We start from the raw sequence: 20,894 nt of genomic DNA on the forward strand, positions 1-20,894 counted from the left end.
CCTTGACCGCCTACTGTCAGACCCAACACGACCAACAGGCGTTGCAATCACCAGTTGAGACCGCCTCCCGAGAACGAATGACGAGAAGGACGTTCTACCACCCGTCGGTGCTCACGCACCCCACCTGTCGGCCAACGCCTCGATAACGGTCAGGTTGCGGTTGGTGGACACGCCCAGCTTCTTCTCGACGGCCGCGTTCGTCAGCCTCGCCTCGTGGTAGTTCGCGCCCAGCAGCAGGTGTACGGCGCGGCCGCCGACCCGCGCGACCTCCTCCGCGGTACTGAGGTCCTCGACGGCCTTGATCGCCTCCGCCGTGGGGTCGTCCTTGAGCAGCGAGACGTAGTGCCGCCCGCCGTGCCCGAAGCCGGCCGCCTCCTCGGCGATCGCCCTCAGCTCCTTCGGCGTGAACACGATCGTGGGCACCTCGAAGCCGCGGTCCTCCAGGAACGCCTTCTCCAGCGCCGCCTCGATCCTCGCCCGCGACCGCATCGTCGAGTCGAAGCGGACGTTGCCGGTGTTGATGTAGGTCTCGACGTTCGTGCAGCCGGCGGCCTCGACGGCCGCCTTGATCGCGTCCTTGGGGAACTTGCGCTTCGCCCCGAGGTTGATCGCCCGCAGGAACGCGATGTACGTCGCCATGGTCACATCCTGCCGGGAGCCGGCGGGACCGCCTCGCGCACCGTGACCACGTTCGTCCTCGCGGCCTTGTCGTGGATCGCCTGGCGCCGGTCGTCCCACAGCGGCCAGGCCCCGTCGAGGAGCACGTACGTCGAGGTGAGGTAGCCGACGAGCGGCACCTGCCCCAGCAGGTACGACGGCGCGAACTGCGTCAGCCAGCGCACCAGGACGGTGCCGAACGGCATCGGGCCGGCCGTCTCCCGCAGCCGGACCCGCAGTCCGAGCATCAGCTTGCCGGGCGTGGCCTGCTTCCACATGAGGAAGCCGACGTTGTAGACGAGGCTGATCGCAGCGCTGATCAGGCTGATCGCGAGGAGGGGTCCGAGGAGGTCGCGCTGGAGATCCCAGGTCGACGCCCCGGAGGAGCTGCCGTCGAGCGCGTCGTCCCAGTAGTCGCGGAACGCGTCGCCGATCTCGCCCCAGAACGGCACGGTGACCAGGACGACGACCGGCAGCAGGATCAGCCCGTCGAGCAGCTGCGCGACGACCCGGCGCCACCACCCGGCGAGCGGCACGCCGTCCGGCGTGGTCGCCGGCGGCTTCTGGACCGCGGTGGGCGCGGCCGGCCCGTAGTGGTCGGTCCAGCGGGCGCCGTCCCACCAGCGCGGGAGCGGCGGGACGCCCGCAGGCGCCTCCGGGTCCGGGTACCAACCGGGCGGGGCCTGCGTCATGCTCGGAGCATGCCGGAGACCGTGATCACCGTCCAGGGAGGCCACGACGCCTTCTACCCCGCCGAGCGCGCGACCGTGACGGTCTCGGTCGGGTTCGAGGGTCCCGAGCGCGCGGCCGTGGTCGCGCGGACGGTCGCGGGCACCCAGGCGCTGGTCGCCGGGATCCGCGACCGGCACCACCCGGAGGACGGCCCGGTCACCTGGTTCAGCAGCGACCGGATCCAGGTCTGGTCGCACCGGCCGTTCAACGACAAGGGCGAGCAGGTCCCGCTCGTGCACCACGCCCAGACGACGACCCGCGCCAAGTTCCGCGACTTCGACGACCTGGCCGGGTGGGTCGAGCGGGCGGCGGCGTACCCGGGCGTGCGCGTCGACGGCATCGAGTGGGCCCTCACCGAGCGGACCCGGCTCGGCGCGATCAGCGAGGTGCGCACCCGCGCCGTCGAGGAGGCTCGCGCCAAGGCGCAGACGTACGCCGAGGCGCTCGGCCTGTCGGGCCTGCGCTGCGTCGCGGTGGCCGACCCCGGCCTGCTCGGCGACACCCGCGCGACCCCGGGTCACCAGCCGGCGGCGTTCTCCCGGCAGGCCAAGGAGGCCGGCGGCCTCGCGTTCACGCCCGAGGACATCGCCGTGTCCGCGGCCGTGGACGCGAGGTTCGTGGCGAGCTGAGCAGTCGTGCTCAGAGGTTTCCGCGGGCCTCCTGCTCGCGCTCGATCGCCTCGAACAGCGCCTTGAAGTTGCCCTTGCCGAAGCCCAGCGAGCCGTGCCGCTCGATCAGCTCGAAGAAGACCGTCGGCCGGTCGCCGAGCGGCTTGGTGAAGATCTGGAGCAGGTAGCCGTCCTCGTCGCGGTCGACGAGGATCCCGCGCTTCTGCAGCTCCTCGATCGGCACCCGCACGTTGCCGATCCGGGCCCGCAGCTCCGGGTCCTCGTAGTAGGAGTCCGGCGTCGTCAGGAACTCGACACCGTTCGCGGTCAGCGCGTCGACCGAGGCCAGGATGTCATTGGTCGCGACCGCGAGGTGCTGGGCGCCCGCGCCGCGGTAGAACTCGAGGTACTCGTCGATCTGCGACTTCTTCTTCGCGATCGCCGGCTCGTTGAGCGGGAACTTCACGCGGTGGTTGCCGGACGCGACGACCTTCGACATCAGCGCGGAGTAGTCGGTGGCGATGTCGTCGCCGATGAACTCGGCCATGTTCGTGAAGCCCATGACGCGGTTGTAGAAGTCCACCCACTCGTCCATGTGGCCGAGCTCGACGTTGCCGACGATGTGGTCGAGGGCCTGGAACAGCCGCTTCGGCTGACCCGCGGGCTTCACGAACGTGCTCGCGCGGGCGACGTAGCCCGGGAGGTACGGGCCGTCGTACCGGCTGCGGTCGACGAGCGTGTGGATGGTCTCGCCGTACGTCGCGATCGCGGCGATCCGCACGGTCCCGTGCTCGTCGGTGACGTCCTCGGGCTCGCGCACGACCTTCGCGCCCGCGCTGCGGGCCTGCGCGATGCACCTGTCGACGTCCGGGACCTCGAGGGCGATGTCGACGACGCCGTCGCCGTGGCGGCGGTGGTGGTCGGCGAGCGCGCTGTCGGGGTCGACGGCGCCGTTGACGACGAACTTGATCGAGCCCGAGCGCAGCACGAAGGACTTGTGGTCGCGGTTGCCGTTCTCCGGTCCGGAGTAGGCGATCAGCTCCATGCCCCACGCGGACTGGTAGTAGTGCGCGGCCTGGGTCGCGTTGCCGACGACGAACACGATCGCGTCCCAGCCGGTCACCGGGAAGACGTCGCCCTCCGCGTCGTACTCCACGAGTCCGACCAGCTCCTTGAGCTGTTCGAGGGTGAGGTCGGCCTTGAGCTCGTCAGGGGTCAGCGTCATGGAGGGAGCCTGTCCGGGACTGACATTGTGTGCAACAGTACGTCGAAACACTGGTCAACTTGCACAGGATGGGTGGGCGATATGGACGACCTGGACGGCAGGTTGATCGACCTGTTCGCCACCGACCCGCGCGTCGGGGTGCTCGAGGCCTCGCGCCGGCTCGGCGTCGCTCGCGGCACCGTGCAGGCCCGCCTCGACAAGCTCGTGGCCAGCGGCGTGATCACCGGCTGGGGGCCGGACCTCTCGCCGGAGGCCCTGGGCTATCCCGTGACCGCGTTCCTGACCCTGGAGATCCGCCAGGAGCCGGCCCAGGGCGGCGGTCACGACCGGGTCGCGACCCACCTCGCCGAGATCCCCGAGGTGCTCGAGGCGCACACGATCACCGGCGCCGGCGACATGTGGGCGCGCGTGGTCGCCCGCTCCAACACCGACCTCCAGCGGGTGATCGACCGGGTGCTGGAGAACCCGGCGATCGTGCGGTCCTCCACCGTGATCGCGCTCGCGACCCAGGTGCCGTACCGGGTCCGCCCGCTGGCGCGGGCTATCACCCGACGCGGGTGATACGAGGGACCGTGCCTCGCTGACACGGTGGATGAGTGAGCACCGACACCGGCTTCCCCCACCTGCCCCACCAGGAAGCGCTGCCGTTCCCGCCGACTCCCTCGGGCTCGTACGCCGGCCGCACCATGCAGGAGTCCGTCTACCAGCCGCGCGAGCGGGCCCGGCACCTTCCGCCCGACGCGCCGAACGTCCTGATCGTGCTCATCGACGACGCCGGCCCGGGCCTGCCGGACACGCTGGGCGGCGAGGTGCGCACGGACACGTTGACCCGCGTGCTGTCGGAAGGCATCGGCTACAACCGCTTCCACACCACCGCGATGTGCTCCCCCACGCGTGCCTCGCTCCTCACCGGGCGCAACCACCACCGGATCGGCAACGGCCAGATCGCCGAGCTCGCCAACGACTGGGACGGCTACTCCGGCCACATCCCGACCAGCACCGCCCTGGCCGCGGAGGTCCTCACCGACTACGGCTACGCGACCGCGGCGTTCGGCAAGTGGCACAACACTCCTGCCGAGGAGACCACCGCCGCGGGGCCGTTCCACAACTGGCCGACGGGGCGCGGCTTCGAGTACTTCTACGGCTTCCTGGCCGGTGAGGCGTCGCAGTGGGAGCCCAACCTGGTCCGCAACACCACCAGCGTGCTGCCGCCGAGGACCCCGGAGGAGGGCTACCACCTGAGTGAGGACCTGGCCGACGACGCCATCGCCTGGCTGCGCCGGCACCAGGCGTTCGAGCCGGACAAGCCGTTCTTCATGTACTGGGCGAGTGGCGCCATCCACGGACCGCACCACGTGGCGAAGGAGTGGGCCGACAAGTACGCCGGGAAGTTCGACGACGGCTGGGACGCCTACCGCGAGCGCGTCCACGCCCGCGCCAAGGAGAAGGGTTGGATCCCGCAGGACGCCGAGCTCACGCCGCGCGACCCGAGCCTGCCGGCGTGGGACGAGATCCCGGAGGACCAGAAGCCCTTCCAGCGCAGGCTGATGGAGGTCGCCGCAGGGTACGGCGAGCACGTCGACGTCCAGGTGGGCCGGCTCATCGACGAGGTCGAGCGCCTCGGGCACGCCGAGAACACGCTGGTGTTCTACATCTGGGGCGACAACGGCTCCTCGGGCGAGGGCCAGAACGGCACGATCAGCGAGCTGCTCGCCCAGAACGGCATCCCGACCACGGTCGACATGCACATCAAGGCGCTCGACGAGCTCGGCGGGCTGGACGTGCTGGGGTCGCCGCTCGTCGACAACCAGTACCACGCAGGCTGGGCGTGGGCCGGGAGTGCGCCGTACCGGGGCATGAAGCTGCTGGCCTCCCACCTCGGCGGCACCCGCAACCCGATGGCGGTCCGGTGGCCGGCGCGGATCGCGCCGGACAGCCGGCCGCGCTCGCAGTTCCACCACTGCAACGACCTGGTCCCCACGATCTACGAGGTCATCGGCATCACCCCGCCGCGCGTGGTCCGCGGCGTGGAGCAGCAGCCGCTCGACGGCACCAGCCTGGCCTACACGTTCGGGGACCCGGACGCCGAGGGCCGGCTGCGCACGCAGTACTTCGAGATCATGGGCAGCCGCGCGATCTACCACGACGGCTGGATGGCGTCGGCGTTCGGGCCACGGGCGCCGTGGGTCCCGGGCCTGCCGCCGGGGATCCACGAGTGGACGCCCGACCAGGACACCTGGGAGCTCTACCACCTCGACGAGGACTGGACGCAAGCCCGCGACCTGGCCGACACCCACCCGGAGAAGCTGGCGCAGCTCAAGGAGGTCTTCGCGATCGAGGCCGCCCGCAACAGCGTCTACCCCGTCGGCGGCGGGCTCTGGGTGGTCGCGATCCACCCGGAGCAGCGGATCTCCACGCCGTACCGGCAGTGGACGTTCAGCGGCGACATCGTGCGGATGCCGGAGTTCTGCGCGCCCGCGCTGGGCAACCGGGCCAACACCGTCGTGATCGACGCGGACCTCGCCGACGGCGCCAGCGGGGTGCTGTACTCGCTCGGGGCCAACAGCGGCGGCCTCACCTGCTACCTCGACGACGGACACCTCTGCTACGAGTACAACCTCTTCCTCCTGCAGCGCACCAAGATCCGGTCCGAGCAGCGGCTCCGGGCGGGCCGGACCGAGATCGAGGTGCGCACGACGTACGCCGAGCCGCGCCCCGGCGGTCCGCTGGACATCACCCTCAGCGTCGGCGGCGAGGTCGTCGCCGGCGGACAGGTGCCGATCAGCGCCCCGCTGCTGTTCACCGCCAACGACTGCCTCGACATCGGGCGCAGCCTGGGCAGCCCGGTGTCGCTCGACTATCGCGAGCGGGCCCCGTTTGCGCTCGATGGCACGATCGACACCGTCACCGTCACCTACCTGGGGTAGCCACATGGCCGAGCTGATCCGCACCAACGACGTCGCGCTGATCTCCGTGGTCGAGGCCCTTCTCGGCGAGGCAGGCATCCCCTACCAGGTCACCGACCGCACCATGAGCGTGCTCGAGGGCACGATCCCCGTCATCGTGCCGCGGATCCTCGTCGCCGACGACCGCGAGGCCGAGGCCCGCGAGCTGATGGTCGACGCCGAGCTCGGAGAGTGGCTGCGCGCCTAGGAGCTGCCGCCCCGTGCGTTGAGGTCCTCGACCGAGGGCACGAAGTAGTAGCCGCCGGTCAGCGGCGTCGTGTAGCGGGTCAGCTCGTCACGGGGACCGCCGACCCCGGCCATGCTGTCGAGCATCCGAGCGAGCGGGCCCTGGTCCGCCGCGAAGCCGACGAACATCGTGCCGTGGTCGGCGACCGAGCCGTACGGCGTGTTGCGCCGGAAGATCTGCCCGAACTCCTCCTGGTCGGTGCGGGCGACGTGCGACGACTCCGGCTTGTCCTCGAGCTCGACGCTGTCGGCCTTGGTCCGGCCCATCGCCGCCTCCTGGCGCCGGGTCGACAGCGCGGACCAGGCCCGCGCCTCGTGGGCCCACTGCTGGAGGAGCAGGACGGATCCGCCGGCGCCGGGCGAGCCGTCCGGGACCAGCACCTCGGCCGGGCTGACCAGCACCGAGTCGTTCTCGGTGCCGTCGATGAAGCCGGTGAGGTCGCGGTCGCGGTGGTAGGTCCAGCCGGGCACCTCGTGCGCGAGGACCGCGACACCCTCGAGCGCGGCGAGCATGCCGATGACCGCGTCGAACACCACGTCGTAGGAGCCGCCGGAGACCCAGAGCACCGCGTCGTGCTGGGTCGCGGGCATCGTGAAGCCGTCCGGGCCGACGACCGGCTCGCTGAAGCCGTGCAGCCCGGCGGGCGCCGGGCCGCCCCAGACCTCCGGCCGGAACCCGCTCACGAGGTTGACCCCGCCCATCGTCGTGCGCGGCTCCTCGAGGCCAGCGATCGCGCGGACCAGGTCGGCCGGGGACGCGCCGTCGACGAGGTCGAGCTCGACGTACGAGTGCGCGAGGGTGCCGAGCGCGAAGATCCCGGGCTGGGGTGCGGACATGGACCGTGATCCTAGGAGAGTCGCTGGGCGACGGCCGCGGCGGCGTCGCGCACGAGGGGTCCGATGCGGTCGACGTCGATCGCGCCGCCGAGGGTGACGATCCCGACGCTGGCCTCCAGCCCGTCGACGCCGCGCACCGGTGCCGCGAGGCCGTGCGCGCCGGCCTGCAGCTCGCCGGCGGTGACGGCGTACGGCTCCCCCTCGGGCTGCCGGCCGAGCAGGATCGCCTTGCCGGCCGCGCCCTGGTCGAGCGGGTGGCGCGAGCCGACCCGGTAGCTCACGTGGAAGTCGGTCCACGACGGCTCCACCACCGCGAGCGCGAGGGCCTCCTCGCCGTCGGCGACCGTGAGGTGCGCGGTGCTGCCGACGGCCTCGGCCAGCTCGCGCAGCACGGGTACGGCGAGGTCGCGCAGCACCGGCTGCACCGCCGACGCCAGGTGCAGCACACCGAGCCCGACGTGCAGCCGGCCGCGCGGGTCGCGGCGCACGAGCGCGTGCTGCTCGAGCGTGCTCACCAGCCGGTAGACGACGGTGCGGTTCACGTCGAGGCGGGCGGCGAGCTCGGTGACGGTGAGCCCGCCCGGGGCCGACGCGAGCACGTCGAGCACACGCAGCCCCCGGTCGAGGGTCTGGGAGGTCTCGGCGGGCATGACACGCAGCCTAGGAGGACTTGCGCATGGCCCACTCGCGGATCCGGTCGATCCGGGCGGTGAGCTGCTGCGCGGTGGCGACCGCCGCGGCCGGACCGCCGCACTCCTTGCGCAGCGCGGCGTGGGTGATGCCGTGCTTCTGGCCGGTGCGGTGGTGCCAGGCGGCCACGAGCCCGTTGAGCTCGCGTCGCAGCACGGCGAGCTGCTCGTGGGTGCTGACCTCGGCGACGGAGTCGGCCTCCTCACGGACGCGGGACGCCTTCTGCTTCTTGGCCCGGTCGCTCTGGCGCTGGTGCAGCAGCTCGCGCATCTGGTCGGGGTCGAGCAGGCCGGGAATGCCGAGGAAGTCCATCTCCTCCTCGGAGCCGACGTGCACCTCGCCCTCGTGCCCGAACTCGCCGCCGTCGTACAGCACCCGGTCGAAGCGGGCCTCGGAGCCGAGCGCCTCGAAGGACCCGAGCAGGTCGTCGGAGGCTCCCTCCTCGGCGTTGGCCGCGGCGAGCAGGTCGTTCTCCGCGGCGAAGATGTCGCTCTCGTCGTTGACGCGGCGCTTGAGCACGTGGTCGCGCTGGACCTCCATCTCGGAGGCGAAGCCGAGCAGGTTCGGCACCGAGGGCAGGAAGACCGACGCGGTCTCGCCGCGGGTCCGAGCGCGCACGAAGCGGCCGACGGCCTGGGCGAAGAACAGCGGCGTGGAGGTGGTGGTGGCGTAGACGCCGACCGCGAGGCGCGGTACGTCGACGCCCTCGGACACCATCCGGACCGCGACCATCCAGCGCTGGTCGCCCTCGCTGAACTCGGTGATCTTCTTGGAGGCTTCCTTCTCGTCGGAGAGGACGACGGTCGCCGGCTCCCCCGCGATCTGGCGCAGCAGCTTGGCGTAGGCGCGCGCCGACTCCTGGTCGCTCGCGATCACCAGGCCGCCGGCGTCCGGCACGTGCCGGCGCACCTCGTCGAGGCGCATGTCGGCGGCGGTCAGCACCGACGGCATCCACGAGCCCTTCGGGTCGAGCGCGGTGCGCAGCGCCTGCGACGTCATGTCCTTGGTGAGCGGCTCGCCCAGCCGCGCGGCGATCTCGTCGCCGGCGCGGGTGCGCCACTGCATCTCGCCGGAGTAGGCCATGAACAGCACCGGCCGGACGACGTGGTCGGCCAGCGCGTGCGCGTAGCCGTAGGCGTAGTCGGCGACCGACGTCGGCGTACCGTCCTCGCCGGACGCGTAGGTGACGAACGGGATCGGGTTGATGTCCGAGCGGAACGGCGTGCCGGTCAGCGCCAGCCGCCGGGTCGCCGGGTCGAACGCCTCGCGCACGCCCTCGCCCCACGACAGCGCGTCACCGGCGTGGTGCACCTCGTCGAGGATCACCAGGGTCTTGAAGCGCTCGGTGCGGATCCGCATCGCGAGCGGGTTGACCGCGACGCCGGCGTACGTCACGGCGATGCCCACGTAGTCCTGCGAGGTCTTGCCCTTGCCTGCGGAGTACGTCGGGTCGATCGGGATGCCCGCGCGGGCGGCGGCCTCGGCCCACTGCAGCTTGAGGTGCTCGGTCGGCGCGACGATCGTGATCCGGTCGACCATCCGGCGCCCGAGCAGCTCGGCGGCGACCGACAGCGCGAAGGTCGTCTTGCCGGCGCCGGGCGTGGCGACCGCGAGGAAGTCGCGCGGCAGGGTGTCGAAGTACTTCTTCATGGCCGCGGCCTGCCAGGCACGCAGCGACGGCGCGGTGCCCCAGGCCGCGCGCTCCGGCCAGGCCGGGGTGAGCGCGTTCGGCTGGGGGTCGGCCTCGAGCCGGCCCGTCACGCGTCGGTGCCCGCGTCGTCCTTGAGGGACTCCCAGGCTTCCTTGCACTCGGGGCAGACGGGGAACTTCTCCGGCGCCCGGCTGGGCACCCAGACCTTGCCGCAGAGGGCGACGACGGGGGTCCCCATCACCATGGCCTCGGTGAGCTTGTCCTTCTCCACGTAGTGCGAGAACCGCTCGTGATCACCCTCGTCGGTCGGGACGGTACGACGGTCCTCGCGGACGTCGGTGTCTGTCGAGAAGCCGATGGAGGTCACGGCTCAAGCCTACGTCACCGAGGGCCTGCGGTCGCGTCCCACCGCGCCACCTCGGCGCTCGCCCAGGTGGCCCAGTCGATCATCGTCTGCTCCTGCTGCTGCTGCAGCCGCATGGCGAGGCGGCTGATGTGGCGGCGCTCCGGGAACGGGTACTCGCCACCCTCCATCGCCTCCAGCTCGGCCAGCCGGGCGCGGGCGCCGTCGGCCATCGCGGCCAGGGTCGCGCGCAGGGACTCCACGTCGCCCCCGTCGGCGAAGAACACCCGGACCATCGCCTCGTTCTCCATGGCCGGCGGGGCCGACGGCAGGGCGAGCCAGTCGCGCAGCGCCATCCGCCCGGAGTCGGTGATCTCGTAGACGGTGCGCTTGCGCTTGCCCGTGAACTCCTCGCGCGCGGTGGCGTAGCCCGCGGCGACCAGCCGCTTCGGCTCGTCGTACAGCTTGCGCTCGGTGCGCGGCCAGAACCAGCTGAGGCTGCGGCGCACCTGCTGGGCGAGCTCGTAGGTGGTCCACGGGCGCAGTGCGAGCAAGCCGAGCAGGGCGTAGCCGGTGGTGGTCATGAGGCATCTTGACACACTGCCCGGGGCAGTATCTACTTACTGCCAACGGCAGTATTCATCCAGGAGCCCGCCATGACCCACGCACCCCTCCCCGACCTCCCGTCCGGCCAGGAGCTCGAAGCCGCCTGGCGCGGCGTCGAGACCGTGCTGCGCGCGCGGCGCAGAATCGTCGTCGTCGCCCACACCGAGGAGCTCACGTGTTCGCCGACGTGACGCCGCGCCACGACCCGCCGCGGCTGCTGGTCGTGGTCGCCCACCCCGACGACGAGACGTTCGGGTGCGGCTCGCTGCTGCTGCACGCGGCCGGCGAGGGCTGGGAGACGACCGTCGTGTGCGGGTCCCGCGGCGAGGCCGGCGAGCCCGCCCCGGGCATGGACCTCGGCGACCGCTCGCTCGGCGAGGTGCGTGAGGACGAGCTGCGGCAGGCAGCGGCCGTCCTCGGCGTCGCCCGGCTGGCGCTGCTGGACTTCAGCGACTCCGGCATGGAGGGTGAGCCGCCGACCGGTTCGCTGTGCGGCGTCGATCCCGCCGCGGTCACCGACGCGGTGCGCGCCGTCGCGGCCGACGTGGACCCCGACGTGGTGGTCAGCCTGGACGGCAGCGACGGGCACCGCGACCACGTCCGGGTGCGGGACGCGTCGATGACGGTGGCCGCCGAGCGCGGCGTCCCGGCGTACCTCCAGGCGCTGCCGCGCTCGCTGATGGCGCGCTGGGCGGCGCACATGGCCGAGGTCCGCCCCGAGCTCGAGGTCTACCTGAGGAACGCCGAGCTCGGCACTCCCGACGCGCAGGTGGCGCTCGTCCTCGACACCAGCCGGCACCTCGAGGCGCGCGAGCGGGCGATCGCGGTCCACGCGTCCCAGACCTCACCGTTCGAGGGACTGCCACCCGACCTGCGCCGCGACTTCCTCACCCGCGAGCACCTGCTGCGGGGCTCGTTCGGCTCGGGCTCGTCCGGCTCGGGCTAGTTCAGCTCGGGGTCGACCGGGCGCGTGGAGTGCCAGGCGAGCTCGCCGGGCTGGCGGCGCAGCACGTCGCGCCACAGGCTCGCGGGATCCATGCGGAACACGTCCGGCTCGAGCGCGGGCACGACGTACCAGCTGCCCTCCTCGATCTCCCCGGCGAGCTGGTCCGCGCCCCATCCGGCGTACCCGGCGAAGATCCGCAGCCCCTCGAGGCTGCCCTCGAGCAGCTCGACGGGCGTGTCCAGGTCGAGCAGGCCGAGGCGGCCCTCGACGGTCCGGAACCCCACCGGCACGTCGTCCTCGGCGCGCAGCGTCGCGACCGCGAGGGCGCCCTGGGTGCTGACCGGACCGCCCTGGAACAACACCTCCGGCTCGACGACGACGTCGCCCCACCCGTCGAGCACCGCGTCGACCGGGATCGCGGACGGCCGGTTGAGCACGACCCCGAGCGCACCCTGGTCGTCGACGTCGAGCAGCAGCACCACGGTCTCGACGAAGTTCGGGTCGAGCAGGACAGGCGTCGCCACCAGGAGCATCCCGGCGCGCACCTCGGTCATGCCCCCATCATCACCGACGATCGCCGAGCGCGCAGCAGCCCCGGTCCCCGACGCGAGGGATGCGGTGGGAGGCCGCGGGGAGGGAGGGATGCGTCGGGGCCGGGGCTGCCGGGTCTCGTCAGGCCGCCGCGGCGGCGTGGTAGGTCGCGCGGGCGCGGCGCTCGATCTCGGCGCCGACCCGGGCCGCGTCGTCGTTCGGCGCGCTCGAACGGCCGGCCATCATGGCGAGCAGGATGTGCTCCTTGGCGGCCGAGCGGGTCATCGCGTCGGCCATCGCCGGGCTGGTCGGGGCCGCGCGGTGCCGGTCCACGATCGCGAGCACGCCGGGCAGCTCGTCGGCGGTGGCGTGCCAGGCGGCGACCACGGCCTGCTCGAGGTCCAGCGGCTGCTGGTTGAGCTCGCGCTCGATGCGCCCGGCGAGCCGGGTGTGCCAGCGCAGCTGGAGGGCGCCGAGGAGGGTCAGGTCGTCGCCGAACGCCGCGGCCGCGCCGGGGACGTCGAGCGGGAGGGCGCCGTCGCGGCGCGCGTTGGCTGCGGTGATGACATCGCGGAGGATCGCTCCGCGGGAGTGCGTGAGAGTCATGGTGTGCTCCTGGGGGTAGAGGAATGCATACCGCGAGTACGTACTCACGGTATGCCCACATACTCGCAGTATGCAACCGGGCTCGCTGAGATCCAGGTCACGCCATACCGACGGTCGGTATTAAGGTCTGGGGACTATGAGCAAGTCGTCGGTCTCCAAGCTGGTGCCGCGCGTCCCCGGGGTCCCGGGCGCGACCCGGCGCCAGCAGTACTCGGCGACGACCAAGCGCGCGCTGGTCGACGTGGCCGAGGAGCTGTTCACCGAGAACGGCTACGCCGCGACCTCGCTGGACGCGATCGTCGCCGGCGCCGAGGTGACCAAGGGCGCGCTCTACCACCACTTCAGCGGCAAGCAGGCGCTGTTCGAGGCGGTCTTCGAGCGCGTGGAGTCCGATGCCGCGCGCGCGATCCAGAAGGCGCTCAAGGGGCACAAGGACCCGTGGGAGAAGGCGACGGCCGGCCTGCGCGCGTTCCTGTCGGTCGTCCAGGAGCCGCGCTACCGCCGGATCGTGATCCAGGAGGGCCCGTCGGTCCTCGGCTACGAGCGGTTCCGTGAGCAGGAGGAGCGCTCGACGTTCGCCAACGTCCTCGAGATCGTGCGCTCGGTCCTCGCCGCCGGCCAGTGGGACCTCGACGAGGCGCTCACCCAGACCTTCGCCCGGATCTTCTTCGGCGCGATGTCGTCGGCCGGGGAGTCGGTCTCGGGCGCCGAGGACCCGGTCGTCGCGGCCGCGAACGTCGAGACCGCGATCGGCTTCATCCTCGCCGGTTTCCAGGGCCTCGCCGAGAGCGGCGTGGACCTGGCGCCCGGCGGCCCGACGTCGTCGTAGCCGGCGGCTCCTGCTACTTCGAGAAGGTGACGTCGCCGTTCGCGGCCGGCACCAGCTCGATCCAGGTGTGCCCGGCCGGGATGGTCAGCTTGCCGGCCTTCGTCGAGAACTGCAGCGGCGCGTCCAGGCTCGCCTTGCTCCACGTGCCGCGCACCAGGCGACCGTCGTGGAAGATCATCGCGTCGCCCTTGCCCTCGAGCTTGGTCTCGGGGACCGGGTTGCCGGCCGGGTCGAGGTAGCCGGCGTCGCCGACCTGCACCCGCAGCACCAGCACGGTGTCGGCGGGGAACTCGTCCCCCTGGTCGGCGTAGCTGTTCTCGTTGACGTAGCCCTTGCCGTCGAACGTCCAGTTCGTCGTGTGGCCGCCGCCGAACGACGCGGCGATCTTCTTGGCGGGCTGGCCGCCCGGGAAGTCCTCCGCGCTCCCCCACGGCAGGTAGTCCTGCGGGCGGGTCGCGTCGATCGCGGCGTCCTCGCCGACCGCCTGCAGGTCCGCGAACAGGTTGTACGGCGCGCTGCGCGAGCTGTCGCGCGAGAGGCCGGTGTCGCCCTCGTTGTAGAACTCGATGCCGGCGCCGTTGATCCGCGCGATCGTCGGCGAGGCCGCGCCACTGGTGACGACGGTCGCGTCGGCCGGGGAGACGATCCCGATGTCGCTGGCGCGCATCGAGCGGACCGGCCCCACGTTGTCCGGGAGGTCGGAGTAGTAGAACGCCGCGAGCCGGGTCAGGCCGCCCTCGACCAGCTCCTCGACGACCAGGTCGGCCGAGCCGAGCCCGATCTGCGGCGAGCTGGAGTAGGTGTTGTCCATCTTGGTGACCAGCACCGGGTGCGGCTGCGCAGCGTCGTCGTCACCTTCGACGGGCAGTCCGGTCATCGGCCACGTCGACGCGACCTCCTCGCTGCCCGCCACCTCCTGGGCGGCCGGCGTGGAGTCCTCGTCGTCCGAGTCGCTCCCGCCTCCGCAGCCGGCGAGCAGCAGGCCGGAGGACAGCAGGACGGTGGTGATCAGGCGGGCACGGCGCACGGGGATCGCTCCGTTTCGTGAAACTCGTGTGATTTGGTCGACTTCAGTGTGCAGGGGCGCGCAGCCCGTTTGGGGAGGCGCGCCCACAGGGCGAGATGCGGGCTAGCCGAGCTTCGCGCCGCCGTCGACGTACAGCGTCTGGCCGGTGATGTACGACGCCTCGTCGCTGCAGAGGAACGCCGCGGCGGCCGCGATGTCCTCCGGGTAGCCGACCCGGCGGACCGGGTTCGCCTCGGCGTTCATCTTGCGGAAGTCGTCGACGTCGATCTTGAGCCGGGCCGCGGTGGCGTCGGTCATCTCGGTGGCGATGAACCCCGGCGCGATGGCGTTGGCGTTGATGCCGAACGGGCCGAGCTCGATGCCGAGCGTGCGGGTGAAGCCCTGCACGCCCATCTTCGCCGCGGAGTAGTTGAGCTGGCCGCGGTTGCCGAGCGCGGAGACGCTCGAGAGGTTGAGGATCTTGCCGTACTTCTGGGCGACGAAGTGCTTCTGGGCGGCGCGGGTCATCACGAAGGCGCCGCGCAGGTGCACGCCCAGGACCGAGTCCCAGTCCTCGTCGGTCATCTTGAACAGCAGGTTGTCGCGGGTGATGCCGGCGTTGTTGACCAGCACGTGGATCCCGCCGAGCTCGGCGACGACCCGCTCGACGGCGGCCTCGCCGGACGCGGTGTCCGCCACGTCGCAGCCGATGCCGATCGCCTTCGCGCCGTCGGTCAGGGGCAGCTTCGCCGCGGCCTCCGCGGCGGCCGACTCGTCCAGGTCGAGGACCGCTACCGACGCGCCCTCCTCGGCGAACCGGGAGGCAGTGCCGAAACCGATGCCGCGCGCGGCTCCGGTGACGACGACGACACGTCCGTCATAACGACCCATGGGTGACTCCTCGACCTCGGTGGACTGCTTCTCGACACCACACCATAGGACGGGTCACAGCACCGCACGCAGCCGGGCGGCGTACTCGGCCGCCTCGCCGTCGGCGTACTTCGTGCGCGGCCAGAAGAACCCGCGCAGCCCGTCGCCCTTCGTGCGCGGCACGACGTGGAGGTGCAGGTGGGCGACCGACTGGCTGACCACGTTGTTCATCGCGACGAAGCTCCCCTGGGCGCCCAGGCCCTCGACGACGGCGGTCGCGAGCCGCTGGGCGGCGCCCAGGAAGCCGTCGCGCAGCGCCGCCGGGAGGTCGGGCAGGGTGACGACGTGCTCGCGCGGGACCAGCAGCACGTGCCCCTTGAACACCGGGCGCCGGTCGAGGAACGCGACGACGTCCGGCTCCTCCAGCACCACGTCGGCTGGTACGTCGCCCGCGACGATCTGGCAGAAGACGCAGTCGGTCACGGGTCGAGGCTAGCGGCCGGGTGGGGGGGGTGCTGCCGGTTCACCATGGTACGTGGGTGAGCCTGCACTTCCCATGGCCTGCACGCCGTGGGAAGTGCAGGCGCGCCTGCATCACATGGTGAAACTGCGACGCACGCCGACACCACGTGAAGCCCCGTCAGACCGCCACGAGCGACGGACCCGCTAGTCGCAGTAGCGGTCGCACGCCCGCGGCGCGACCGCGGCCCGGCTGTAGCTGCCGACGTAGTCGAAGTGCTGGGTGTCGCCGGTGCCGTAGGTCCAGCGGAAGCCGTGCCGCGCCATCACTTCCACCACCGGGTGGGACCGCGAGCGCCACGCGACGCGGGGGTGCGAGCGGCTCTGCCACCAGGTGTTCGGGACGACGCCCTGCGCGGAGCGGTAGGGGTTCTCCCAGGTGTTGATGTCGAGCGAGCGCCCGTAGCTGTGCGGCGAGCGGACCCCCGGACGGCCGGTCACGTCGCGGCAGTTGAACGCCGAGGTGTTGCCGGCCGACATCGACGCGTAGTCGTCACCACCGCGCGAGCGGTGTCCCCAGCCGAACCGGTCGACGCGGTACATCGCCCGGATCGGCAGCTTCTTCTCGAACATCTCGGCGAGCGCCGCGCCCATCGGGCCCGCCGCGGAGGCGGCGGCGACGACCTCGCCGCGACGTACGTAGCCCTGATAGTCCCAGTAGTTGACCCGGACCAGCCGCAGCCCGGCGCGGCCCACCGGGCAGCCCTGGCGCCAGGAGACACCGGTCATGTCCCGCCACACACGGCTTGGGATCCGCGTGATCCGCACGTTGGCTCCCCGGCCGGTGCCGCGCGCCTGGGGCGGGAGCTTGATCCGCGGGCGCGGTGCCGCCGCCGGCAGCTTGACCGGGACCCCCGGCGGCCGGTTGTCGATGCGGTGGACCCCGCTCTTGTCACCGACCACCCAGTCCAGCCGGGGCGCGCGGGCGAACCAGCGCGAGTCCGCGCGCGGGGTGGTCCGGAACGCCGCGCGGCCGTCGGCCCCCGTCTTGACGACGCGGTCCAGCCGCCAGCGACCACCCGCGATCGAGCGGAAGACCTTGACCCGCCCGGCGACGGGCTCGCCGCCCTGGGTCACCCAGCGCACGGTGATCTCGACGGCCCTGCCGTCCTTCACCTTCCCGGGTCCACCCAGCCGTACGACGCTCGCGCGGCGCTTCAGCGCGACCCGCTCCTGCGCGGCGCCGGGGTCGTGGTCGGCGTCGCCGGCGTACGTCGCCCGGAAGAGGTTGCGCTCGCGCCGGCGCTCGAGCGTCACGGGCTGGGCGGCACGGCCGGTCTCGTCGGTGGTGACGGTCGCGACCACCTCCCACGTGTCGCCGGCCCGCCGCTCGACCGTCACCGCAGCGCCCGCCACGGGGGCGCCCTGCGGGTCGGCGAGACCGATCCGCAGCGTCGTCTGCTCGCCGGCGAACGCCGCCGGCGCGCCGATCGTGACCTCGGTCGGCGTGGCACGCGCGACCTGCGCGGAGGCGGTGCTGCCGAGCACGCCGACGACCAGTGCGACGACTGAGACCAGCAGGAGCAGTCGGTTCCCGAGCGACATGGCCGCAAGTGTGCCCAACGGTGGTGATCCGAACCCCCACCGGGGGAGGTCGCCACCGATCGCACAGCCGACCAATCAGTCTGGCAGCAGCTCGGGCGGCAACCAGCGCTCGTCGAGCGGGCGGCCGCCCGCGCGTCGGATCGCGCCGACCAGCGGCTCGGCCCACAGGTGCTCCAGGAGCGCGATCGCGGCCATCGTCCCCGGCGGCACGGAGTCGGCGAGCGACCAGGACCCGTCGTCCGGCGCACCGTCACCCCCGCCCAGGACCTGCGCGGCGAACCGCCCGAGACCGGGGTCGCTCCCGGGTGGCGGCTCGAGGGTGTCGAACGTCCCGTCCTCGCCGCGCTGCACCAGCAGCACGTCGAGGAGCCGGACCACGCCCTGCTCGCGCAGCCGCTCCAGCTCGGCCAGGACCTCGCCGGAGAACGACGGCTCGTCGAAGCCGACGACGAGCACCTGGACCGGAGCGGTCACGGCTCCAGCCTGGCGCGCAGGTCGTCGTACTCGGCCGGGGTGATGACCCCGTCGGCGAGCAGGTCGGCGAGCGCGTTCAGCGACGCCGTGCTCGGCCGCGCAGGTGCCGGCGGGGGCGGCGGCGGGTGGGACGCGGCGTACGCCTGCGCCGGGGTGAACCGGCCGCCGTAGTACGGCACGTTGCCGGTCATCCCGGTCATCCGGACCTGCCTGGGCACGAGGACCACCATGGGCCCAGCATGCCGCATCAGCCGGCGGCGACGGACCCGTCGTGGTCGCGGGTCCGGTGCACCAGGCCGCCGATGAGCAGCCCTCCGAATGCGGGCACGGCCAGCAGGATCGCGAAGAAGACGGCGTCCGAGACGCCGAGGTCGGCGTCGTTGACCACCGACAGCGTGGCCGGGATCGCGACGCCCGCGAGCACCGAGGTGAGCAGCCAGCCGACCAGGGCCGCGACGAGGCCGCGCCGGACGCCGTCGACCAGGGCCCACACGAACGCGATCGAGACCAGGATGAGGAACGCCAGCAGTCCCGCGCTCAGCGGGTCGGTCGAGTCGCTCTCGTTCAGGACCGCGACGTAGATCGCGACCACCGCCACGAGGACGACCGTCCGGACCAGCGACCCCACGGCCGCGCGGGCGATCACGGGACCTCGACGTACGAGCCCACGGTGCTGACGTTGCCACCGAAGTCGTAGATCGAGAGGTCGACCTGGAGCGTCGTGCCCGACTCGACCGGGACGAAGTCGTAGGTCAGGCTGGGGATGTCGGAGTACAGACCGACGTCCGTGGTCGGCTCCCACACCTGCTCGCCGTCCGCGGTGATGGTCAGGACGTCGGGCACGATGATGCCCTCCGGGTCGGGCGCGAGCTCGCCGTAGCCGCCCGACTCCTCGTTGTAGATGTAGATCGTCTCGCTCTCGAACTGGCCGGCCTCGATGTCCAGCACCAGCGAGAGCAGCGCATCCTGCGGCGTCTCCGGGTCGGTCGACGCGTAGTAGGTCATCGGGACGTCGAAGAACGCCGTGCTGAGGTCCTCGCTCAGGTCGAGCTCGACGTAGGCGGTGGCGAAGTCCTCGCCGTCGCTGATCTCCATCGCGGTCAGGTCGTAGTTGCCCGACGCCGTCGGGACACCGTCGTCGCCGACCTCGAAGTCGGCGATCTCCTCGCCGAAGTAGGTGATCGAGCCATCGTCGTTGACGAAGGCGTAGCTGATCGTCGCCTCGGTGATGTTGTCGAGACCGGCGGGGTCGAACGTGTTGTTGAGCGTGACGCTGCCGTCGTCCTCGAAGACGACCTCCGGCCCCGCGTTGACCTCGGTGAACTGCGCCTGCTCGTCGGCCGGGATCGCCTCGCCGGCGCCGTAGTAGGCGTCGAGAAAGTCGGCCCAGTCGCCCGAGCTCGAGACGTCGACGTACGCCGGGTCCGCGAGGTCGGGGACCGGCGGGATGTAGATCGAGAGCCCGGTGGCGCCGGCGGTGGCGGCACCGTCGACGGAGTCGAGGACGGCCTCGTCGAGCGCGGACACGACCGCCTCCGCCTGGTCGGCGACCTCGGGAGCGGCATCACCGATCGCCGCGGCCAGCAGGCCGAGGTCGCGCAGGTGCTTGTCCTGGGTCTCGTCCGGGCTCTTGCCGAAGCCGAGGGTGGTGGCCTCGGACTGGCCGACCGCGGCGGCCACGTCGCCGGACTCCGAGCTCATCGTGTCGGCGAACGCCTCGACGGCCTCGTCGACGTCGTCCATCTTGGTCAGGTCGACCATCGAGAGCGTGATCGAGTCCTCCGTGCCCCACTCGACGGCCTGACCCTCGAAGCCGTCGATCAGGGCCTCGCCCAGCTCGTCGGCGGTGGCGTCCGGGTCGTCGGCGAGCAGCTGCAGGGTGGTGTAGTCCCAACCGTGGCCGGGCTCGAGCTCCTGAGACGCGACCAGCCGGTCGGCGTACGGCGCCACGGCGCTGGCCACCTCGTAGTTGGCCATCAGGCACGCGTCGAAGCCGAGCAGGTCCAGCTTGTCGACGCCCACCTCCTCGAGACCGGTGGAGATGGCCTCGGTGATCTCGGCCAGGTCGAGCACGTTGTAGTCGGCGGTGCCTTCGTCCGGGCCGATGCCCGGCCACGAGGCGCCGTGGTCGGAGATGATCAGGGCGTAGTGCCCGGCGCGGTTGGCCTCGATGCCGTCGGCGATGAACTGCGCCAGCACCGCGGGGTCCGCGGAGTCGATGTCGCCGAAGTCCTCGACGACTTCGCTCGTGCCCGGCTCGCCGAGGTCGAGGGTCCGGCCGCCGACCCAGTCGCCCTGGTCGAGCAGCGGGTCCTCGCCGTACTCCGCGGAGCGGTCCATGAACTCGCGGATGTGGAGGTTGTCGTTGGAGCCCACCTCACCGAGCTCGTTCACGTCGCCGACCATGAACGGCTCGAGGTTGGTGTCGCCCATCGAGTAGTGGAGCACCGTCCACCCGTCGCCCTCCCGGCCGGTGTGGCCGGGGTCGCCCGAGCTGTCCGACGAGTCGTCGCTCCCTCCCCCGCTGCAGGCGGCAAGCAGGAGCAGGACGGAGGTCGCGGCCACGACACTCGTGAGACGCGTGGGAACAGTAGGCACGCTCGCACACTAGGGGCGCCCGACCACACCCGGAGCCGAATGGCTGACCGGCCTAGATGGGTCGGACGTCACACGGCGAAGTCCTCAGGTCGCGCTCGTCCCGTCCAGGAACGCGCGCAGCGAGTCCGGGATGCCCAGCACCAGAGCGTGGCCGCCGTGGCTGAGCCGGATCCCGCGCGGGTCGTGCTGCAGCTCCCACTGGTGGGTGTCGACCTCGTGCTGCAGCGCGCGCAGCGTGAGGATGCGTCGCTCCTCCAACGTGCCCGGCTGGTGGTCGGTCGCCAGCGCGATCCAGATCAGGATGCCGTCCTCGGACATGGGTGCGAGCTCGGCGAGCTGGCGGTCGATCCGCAGCGCGACGGGCGCGAGGTACAGGTCGGTGATGTCGGTCGGTCGTGTGGTCATGCCTCCATGACGCCAGACCGCGCTC

At 71.9% G+C, this 20,894-nt stretch carries 26 protein-coding genes; 7 read left to right on the plus strand and 19 right to left on the minus strand.

All coding sequences use genetic code 11. From position 1 onward, the window contains the following. Positions 1-111: 111 nt before the first annotated feature. Together ABD875_RS19680 and ABD875_RS19685 are read right to left on the minus strand one after the other, a co-directional pair. A complete protein-coding gene (locus ABD875_RS19680) occupies positions 112-639 on the minus strand; it encodes a DUF1697 domain-containing protein (RefSeq protein WP_345181436.1) in 528 nt (175 codons plus the stop codon). Between the two features lie 2 nt (positions 640-641). Further along, entirely contained in the window at positions 642-1,349 is a 708-nt protein-coding gene (locus tag ABD875_RS19685; protein ID WP_345181437.1) for an RDD family protein, read from the minus strand. A gap of 9 nt (positions 1,350-1,358) precedes the next feature. Between ABD875_RS19685 and ABD875_RS19690 the strand changes: the two genes are divergently transcribed. Then, positions 1,359-2,018, plus strand: a complete 660-nt coding sequence (locus ABD875_RS19690) for an SIMPL domain-containing protein (protein WP_345181440.1) — start codon at positions 1,359-1,361, stop codon at positions 2,016-2,018. 10 nt (positions 2,019-2,028) lie between these two features. On the opposite strand, the gene hppD is transcribed toward ABD875_RS19690, so the two are convergent. Then, positions 2,029-3,222: a 4-hydroxyphenylpyruvate dioxygenase gene (gene hppD / locus ABD875_RS19695; protein WP_345181442.1), complete on the minus strand. Its 1,194-nt coding sequence runs from the start codon at positions 3,220-3,222 to the stop codon at positions 2,029-2,031. An 81-nt stretch (positions 3,223-3,303) separates the two neighbouring features. On the opposite strand from hppD, the gene ABD875_RS19700 reads away from it, so the two are divergent. From ABD875_RS19700 to ABD875_RS19710, 3 genes are read left to right on the plus strand one after another with little or no spacing between them, the layout of a single operon-like run. Next, positions 3,304-3,783, plus strand: coding sequence for an Lrp/AsnC family transcriptional regulator (locus ABD875_RS19700; protein WP_345181444.1), 480 nt, complete (start codon positions 3,304-3,306; stop codon positions 3,781-3,783). A 35-nt stretch (positions 3,784-3,818) separates the two neighbouring features. After that, positions 3,819-6,149, plus strand: coding sequence for an arylsulfatase (locus ABD875_RS19705; RefSeq protein WP_345181445.1), 2,331 nt, complete (start codon positions 3,819-3,821; stop codon positions 6,147-6,149). 4 nt (positions 6,150-6,153) lie between these two features. Further along, complete coding sequence (locus ABD875_RS19710) at positions 6,154-6,375, plus strand: putative signal transducing protein (RefSeq protein ID WP_345181447.1); 222 nt, start codon at positions 6,154-6,156, stop codon at positions 6,373-6,375. Here the strand turns inward: ABD875_RS19710 and ABD875_RS19715 are convergent. Genes ABD875_RS19715 through ABD875_RS19735 form a run of 5 tightly spaced genes read right to left on the minus strand, consistent with a single transcriptional unit; the run spans position 6,372 to position 10,518 of the window. Next, positions 6,372-7,250, minus strand: coding sequence for a Dyp-type peroxidase (locus tag ABD875_RS19715; protein ID WP_345181450.1), 879 nt, complete (start codon positions 7,248-7,250; stop codon positions 6,372-6,374). The genes ABD875_RS19710 and ABD875_RS19715 overlap by 4 nt on opposite strands. Positions 7,251-7,261: 11 nt before the next feature. Further along, the gene (locus tag ABD875_RS19720; protein ID WP_345181452.1) at positions 7,262-7,900 is read right to left on the minus strand and encodes an IclR family transcriptional regulator; all 639 of its coding nucleotides are present in this window, start codon (positions 7,898-7,900) and stop codon (positions 7,262-7,264) included. Between the two features lie 10 nt (positions 7,901-7,910). Then, the gene (locus ABD875_RS19725; protein ID WP_345181453.1) at positions 7,911-9,701 is read right to left on the minus strand and encodes a DEAD/DEAH box helicase; all 1,791 of its coding nucleotides are present in this window, start codon (positions 9,699-9,701) and stop codon (positions 7,911-7,913) included. Beyond that, a complete protein-coding gene (locus ABD875_RS19730) occupies positions 9,698-9,949 on the minus strand; it encodes a DUF3039 domain-containing protein (protein ID WP_345181902.1) in 252 nt (83 codons plus the stop codon). The genes ABD875_RS19725 and ABD875_RS19730 overlap by 4 nt, the downstream gene beginning before the upstream one ends. 23 nt (positions 9,950-9,972) lie before the next feature. Beyond that, positions 9,973-10,518, minus strand: a complete 546-nt coding sequence (locus ABD875_RS19735; RefSeq protein WP_345181456.1) for a PadR family transcriptional regulator — start codon at positions 10,516-10,518, stop codon at positions 9,973-9,975. A 72-nt stretch (positions 10,519-10,590) separates the two neighbouring features. Between ABD875_RS19735 and ABD875_RS19740 the strand changes: the two genes are divergently transcribed. Together ABD875_RS19740 and ABD875_RS19745 are read left to right on the plus strand one after the other, a co-directional pair. After that, positions 10,591-10,731 (plus strand): hypothetical protein, encoded by a 141-nt coding sequence (locus ABD875_RS19740; RefSeq protein WP_345181458.1) that lies wholly within the window; start codon positions 10,591-10,593, stop codon positions 10,729-10,731. After that, positions 10,716-11,486, plus strand: coding sequence for a PIG-L deacetylase family protein (locus ABD875_RS19745; RefSeq protein WP_345181460.1), 771 nt, complete (start codon positions 10,716-10,718; stop codon positions 11,484-11,486). Before ABD875_RS19740 ends, ABD875_RS19745 begins: the two co-directional genes overlap by 16 nt. Here ABD875_RS19745 and ABD875_RS19750 read toward each other — a convergent pair. Beyond that, the gene (locus ABD875_RS19750; protein ID WP_345181463.1) at positions 11,483-12,040 is read right to left on the minus strand and encodes a YqgE/AlgH family protein; all 558 of its coding nucleotides are present in this window, start codon (positions 12,038-12,040) and stop codon (positions 11,483-11,485) included. The genes ABD875_RS19745 and ABD875_RS19750 overlap by 4 nt on opposite strands. 118 nt (positions 12,041-12,158) lie before the next feature. After that, on the minus strand, positions 12,159-12,623 hold the full coding sequence (locus ABD875_RS19755; protein ID WP_345181464.1) for a hypothetical protein: 465 nt from the start codon (positions 12,621-12,623) through the stop codon (positions 12,159-12,161). Between the two features lie 136 nt (positions 12,624-12,759). Between ABD875_RS19755 and ABD875_RS19760 the strand changes: the two genes are divergently transcribed. Next, a complete protein-coding gene (locus ABD875_RS19760; RefSeq protein ID WP_345181467.1) occupies positions 12,760-13,452 on the plus strand; it encodes a TetR/AcrR family transcriptional regulator in 693 nt (230 codons plus the stop codon). 13 nt (positions 13,453-13,465) lie between these two features. On the opposite strand, the gene ABD875_RS19765 is transcribed toward ABD875_RS19760, so the two are convergent. The 9 genes from ABD875_RS19765 to ABD875_RS19805 all read right to left on the minus strand — a co-directional run bounded on the left by ABD875_RS19765 (position 13,466) and on the right by ABD875_RS19805 (position 20,869). Then, positions 13,466-14,479: a DUF3048 domain-containing protein gene (locus ABD875_RS19765; protein ID WP_345181469.1), complete on the minus strand. Its 1,014-nt coding sequence runs from the start codon at positions 14,477-14,479 to the stop codon at positions 13,466-13,468. A 102-nt stretch (positions 14,480-14,581) separates the two neighbouring features. Next, entirely contained in the window at positions 14,582-15,349 is a 768-nt protein-coding gene (locus tag ABD875_RS19770; RefSeq protein WP_345181470.1) for an SDR family NAD(P)-dependent oxidoreductase, read from the minus strand. A 54-nt stretch (positions 15,350-15,403) separates the two neighbouring features. Then, the gene (locus ABD875_RS19775; protein WP_345181473.1) at positions 15,404-15,811 is read right to left on the minus strand and encodes an HIT family protein; all 408 of its coding nucleotides are present in this window, start codon (positions 15,809-15,811) and stop codon (positions 15,404-15,406) included. A gap of 183 nt (positions 15,812-15,994) precedes the next feature. After that, on the minus strand, positions 15,995-17,392 hold the full coding sequence (locus tag ABD875_RS19780; RefSeq protein WP_345181475.1) for a M15 family metallopeptidase: 1,398 nt from the start codon (positions 17,390-17,392) through the stop codon (positions 15,995-15,997). Positions 17,393-17,467: 75 nt separating this feature from the next. Next, positions 17,468-17,866, minus strand: coding sequence for a DUF6325 family protein (locus tag ABD875_RS19785; RefSeq protein ID WP_345181477.1), 399 nt, complete (start codon positions 17,864-17,866; stop codon positions 17,468-17,470). Beyond that, positions 17,863-18,096, minus strand: coding sequence for an SHOCT domain-containing protein (locus ABD875_RS19790; RefSeq protein WP_345181479.1), 234 nt, complete (start codon positions 18,094-18,096; stop codon positions 17,863-17,865). Before ABD875_RS19790 ends, ABD875_RS19785 begins: the two co-directional genes overlap by 4 nt. A gap of 17 nt (positions 18,097-18,113) precedes the next feature. Then, complete coding sequence (locus ABD875_RS19795) at positions 18,114-18,512, minus strand: hypothetical protein (protein WP_345181481.1); 399 nt, start codon at positions 18,510-18,512, stop codon at positions 18,114-18,116. After that, on the minus strand, positions 18,509-20,464 hold the full coding sequence (locus ABD875_RS19800) for a clostripain-related cysteine peptidase (RefSeq protein WP_345181484.1): 1,956 nt from the start codon (positions 20,462-20,464) through the stop codon (positions 18,509-18,511). The genes ABD875_RS19795 and ABD875_RS19800 overlap by 4 nt, the downstream gene beginning before the upstream one ends. An 84-nt stretch (positions 20,465-20,548) precedes the next feature. Further along, the gene (locus ABD875_RS19805) at positions 20,549-20,869 is read right to left on the minus strand and encodes a hypothetical protein (RefSeq protein ID WP_345181486.1); all 321 of its coding nucleotides are present in this window, start codon (positions 20,867-20,869) and stop codon (positions 20,549-20,551) included. Between the last annotated feature and the right edge of the window lie 25 nt (positions 20,870-20,894).

This window comes from Nocardioides caricicola, assembly GCF_039541135.1.
GTDB classification, from domain to species: domain Bacteria; phylum Actinomycetota; class Actinomycetes; order Propionibacteriales; family Nocardioidaceae; genus Nocardioides; species Nocardioides caricicola.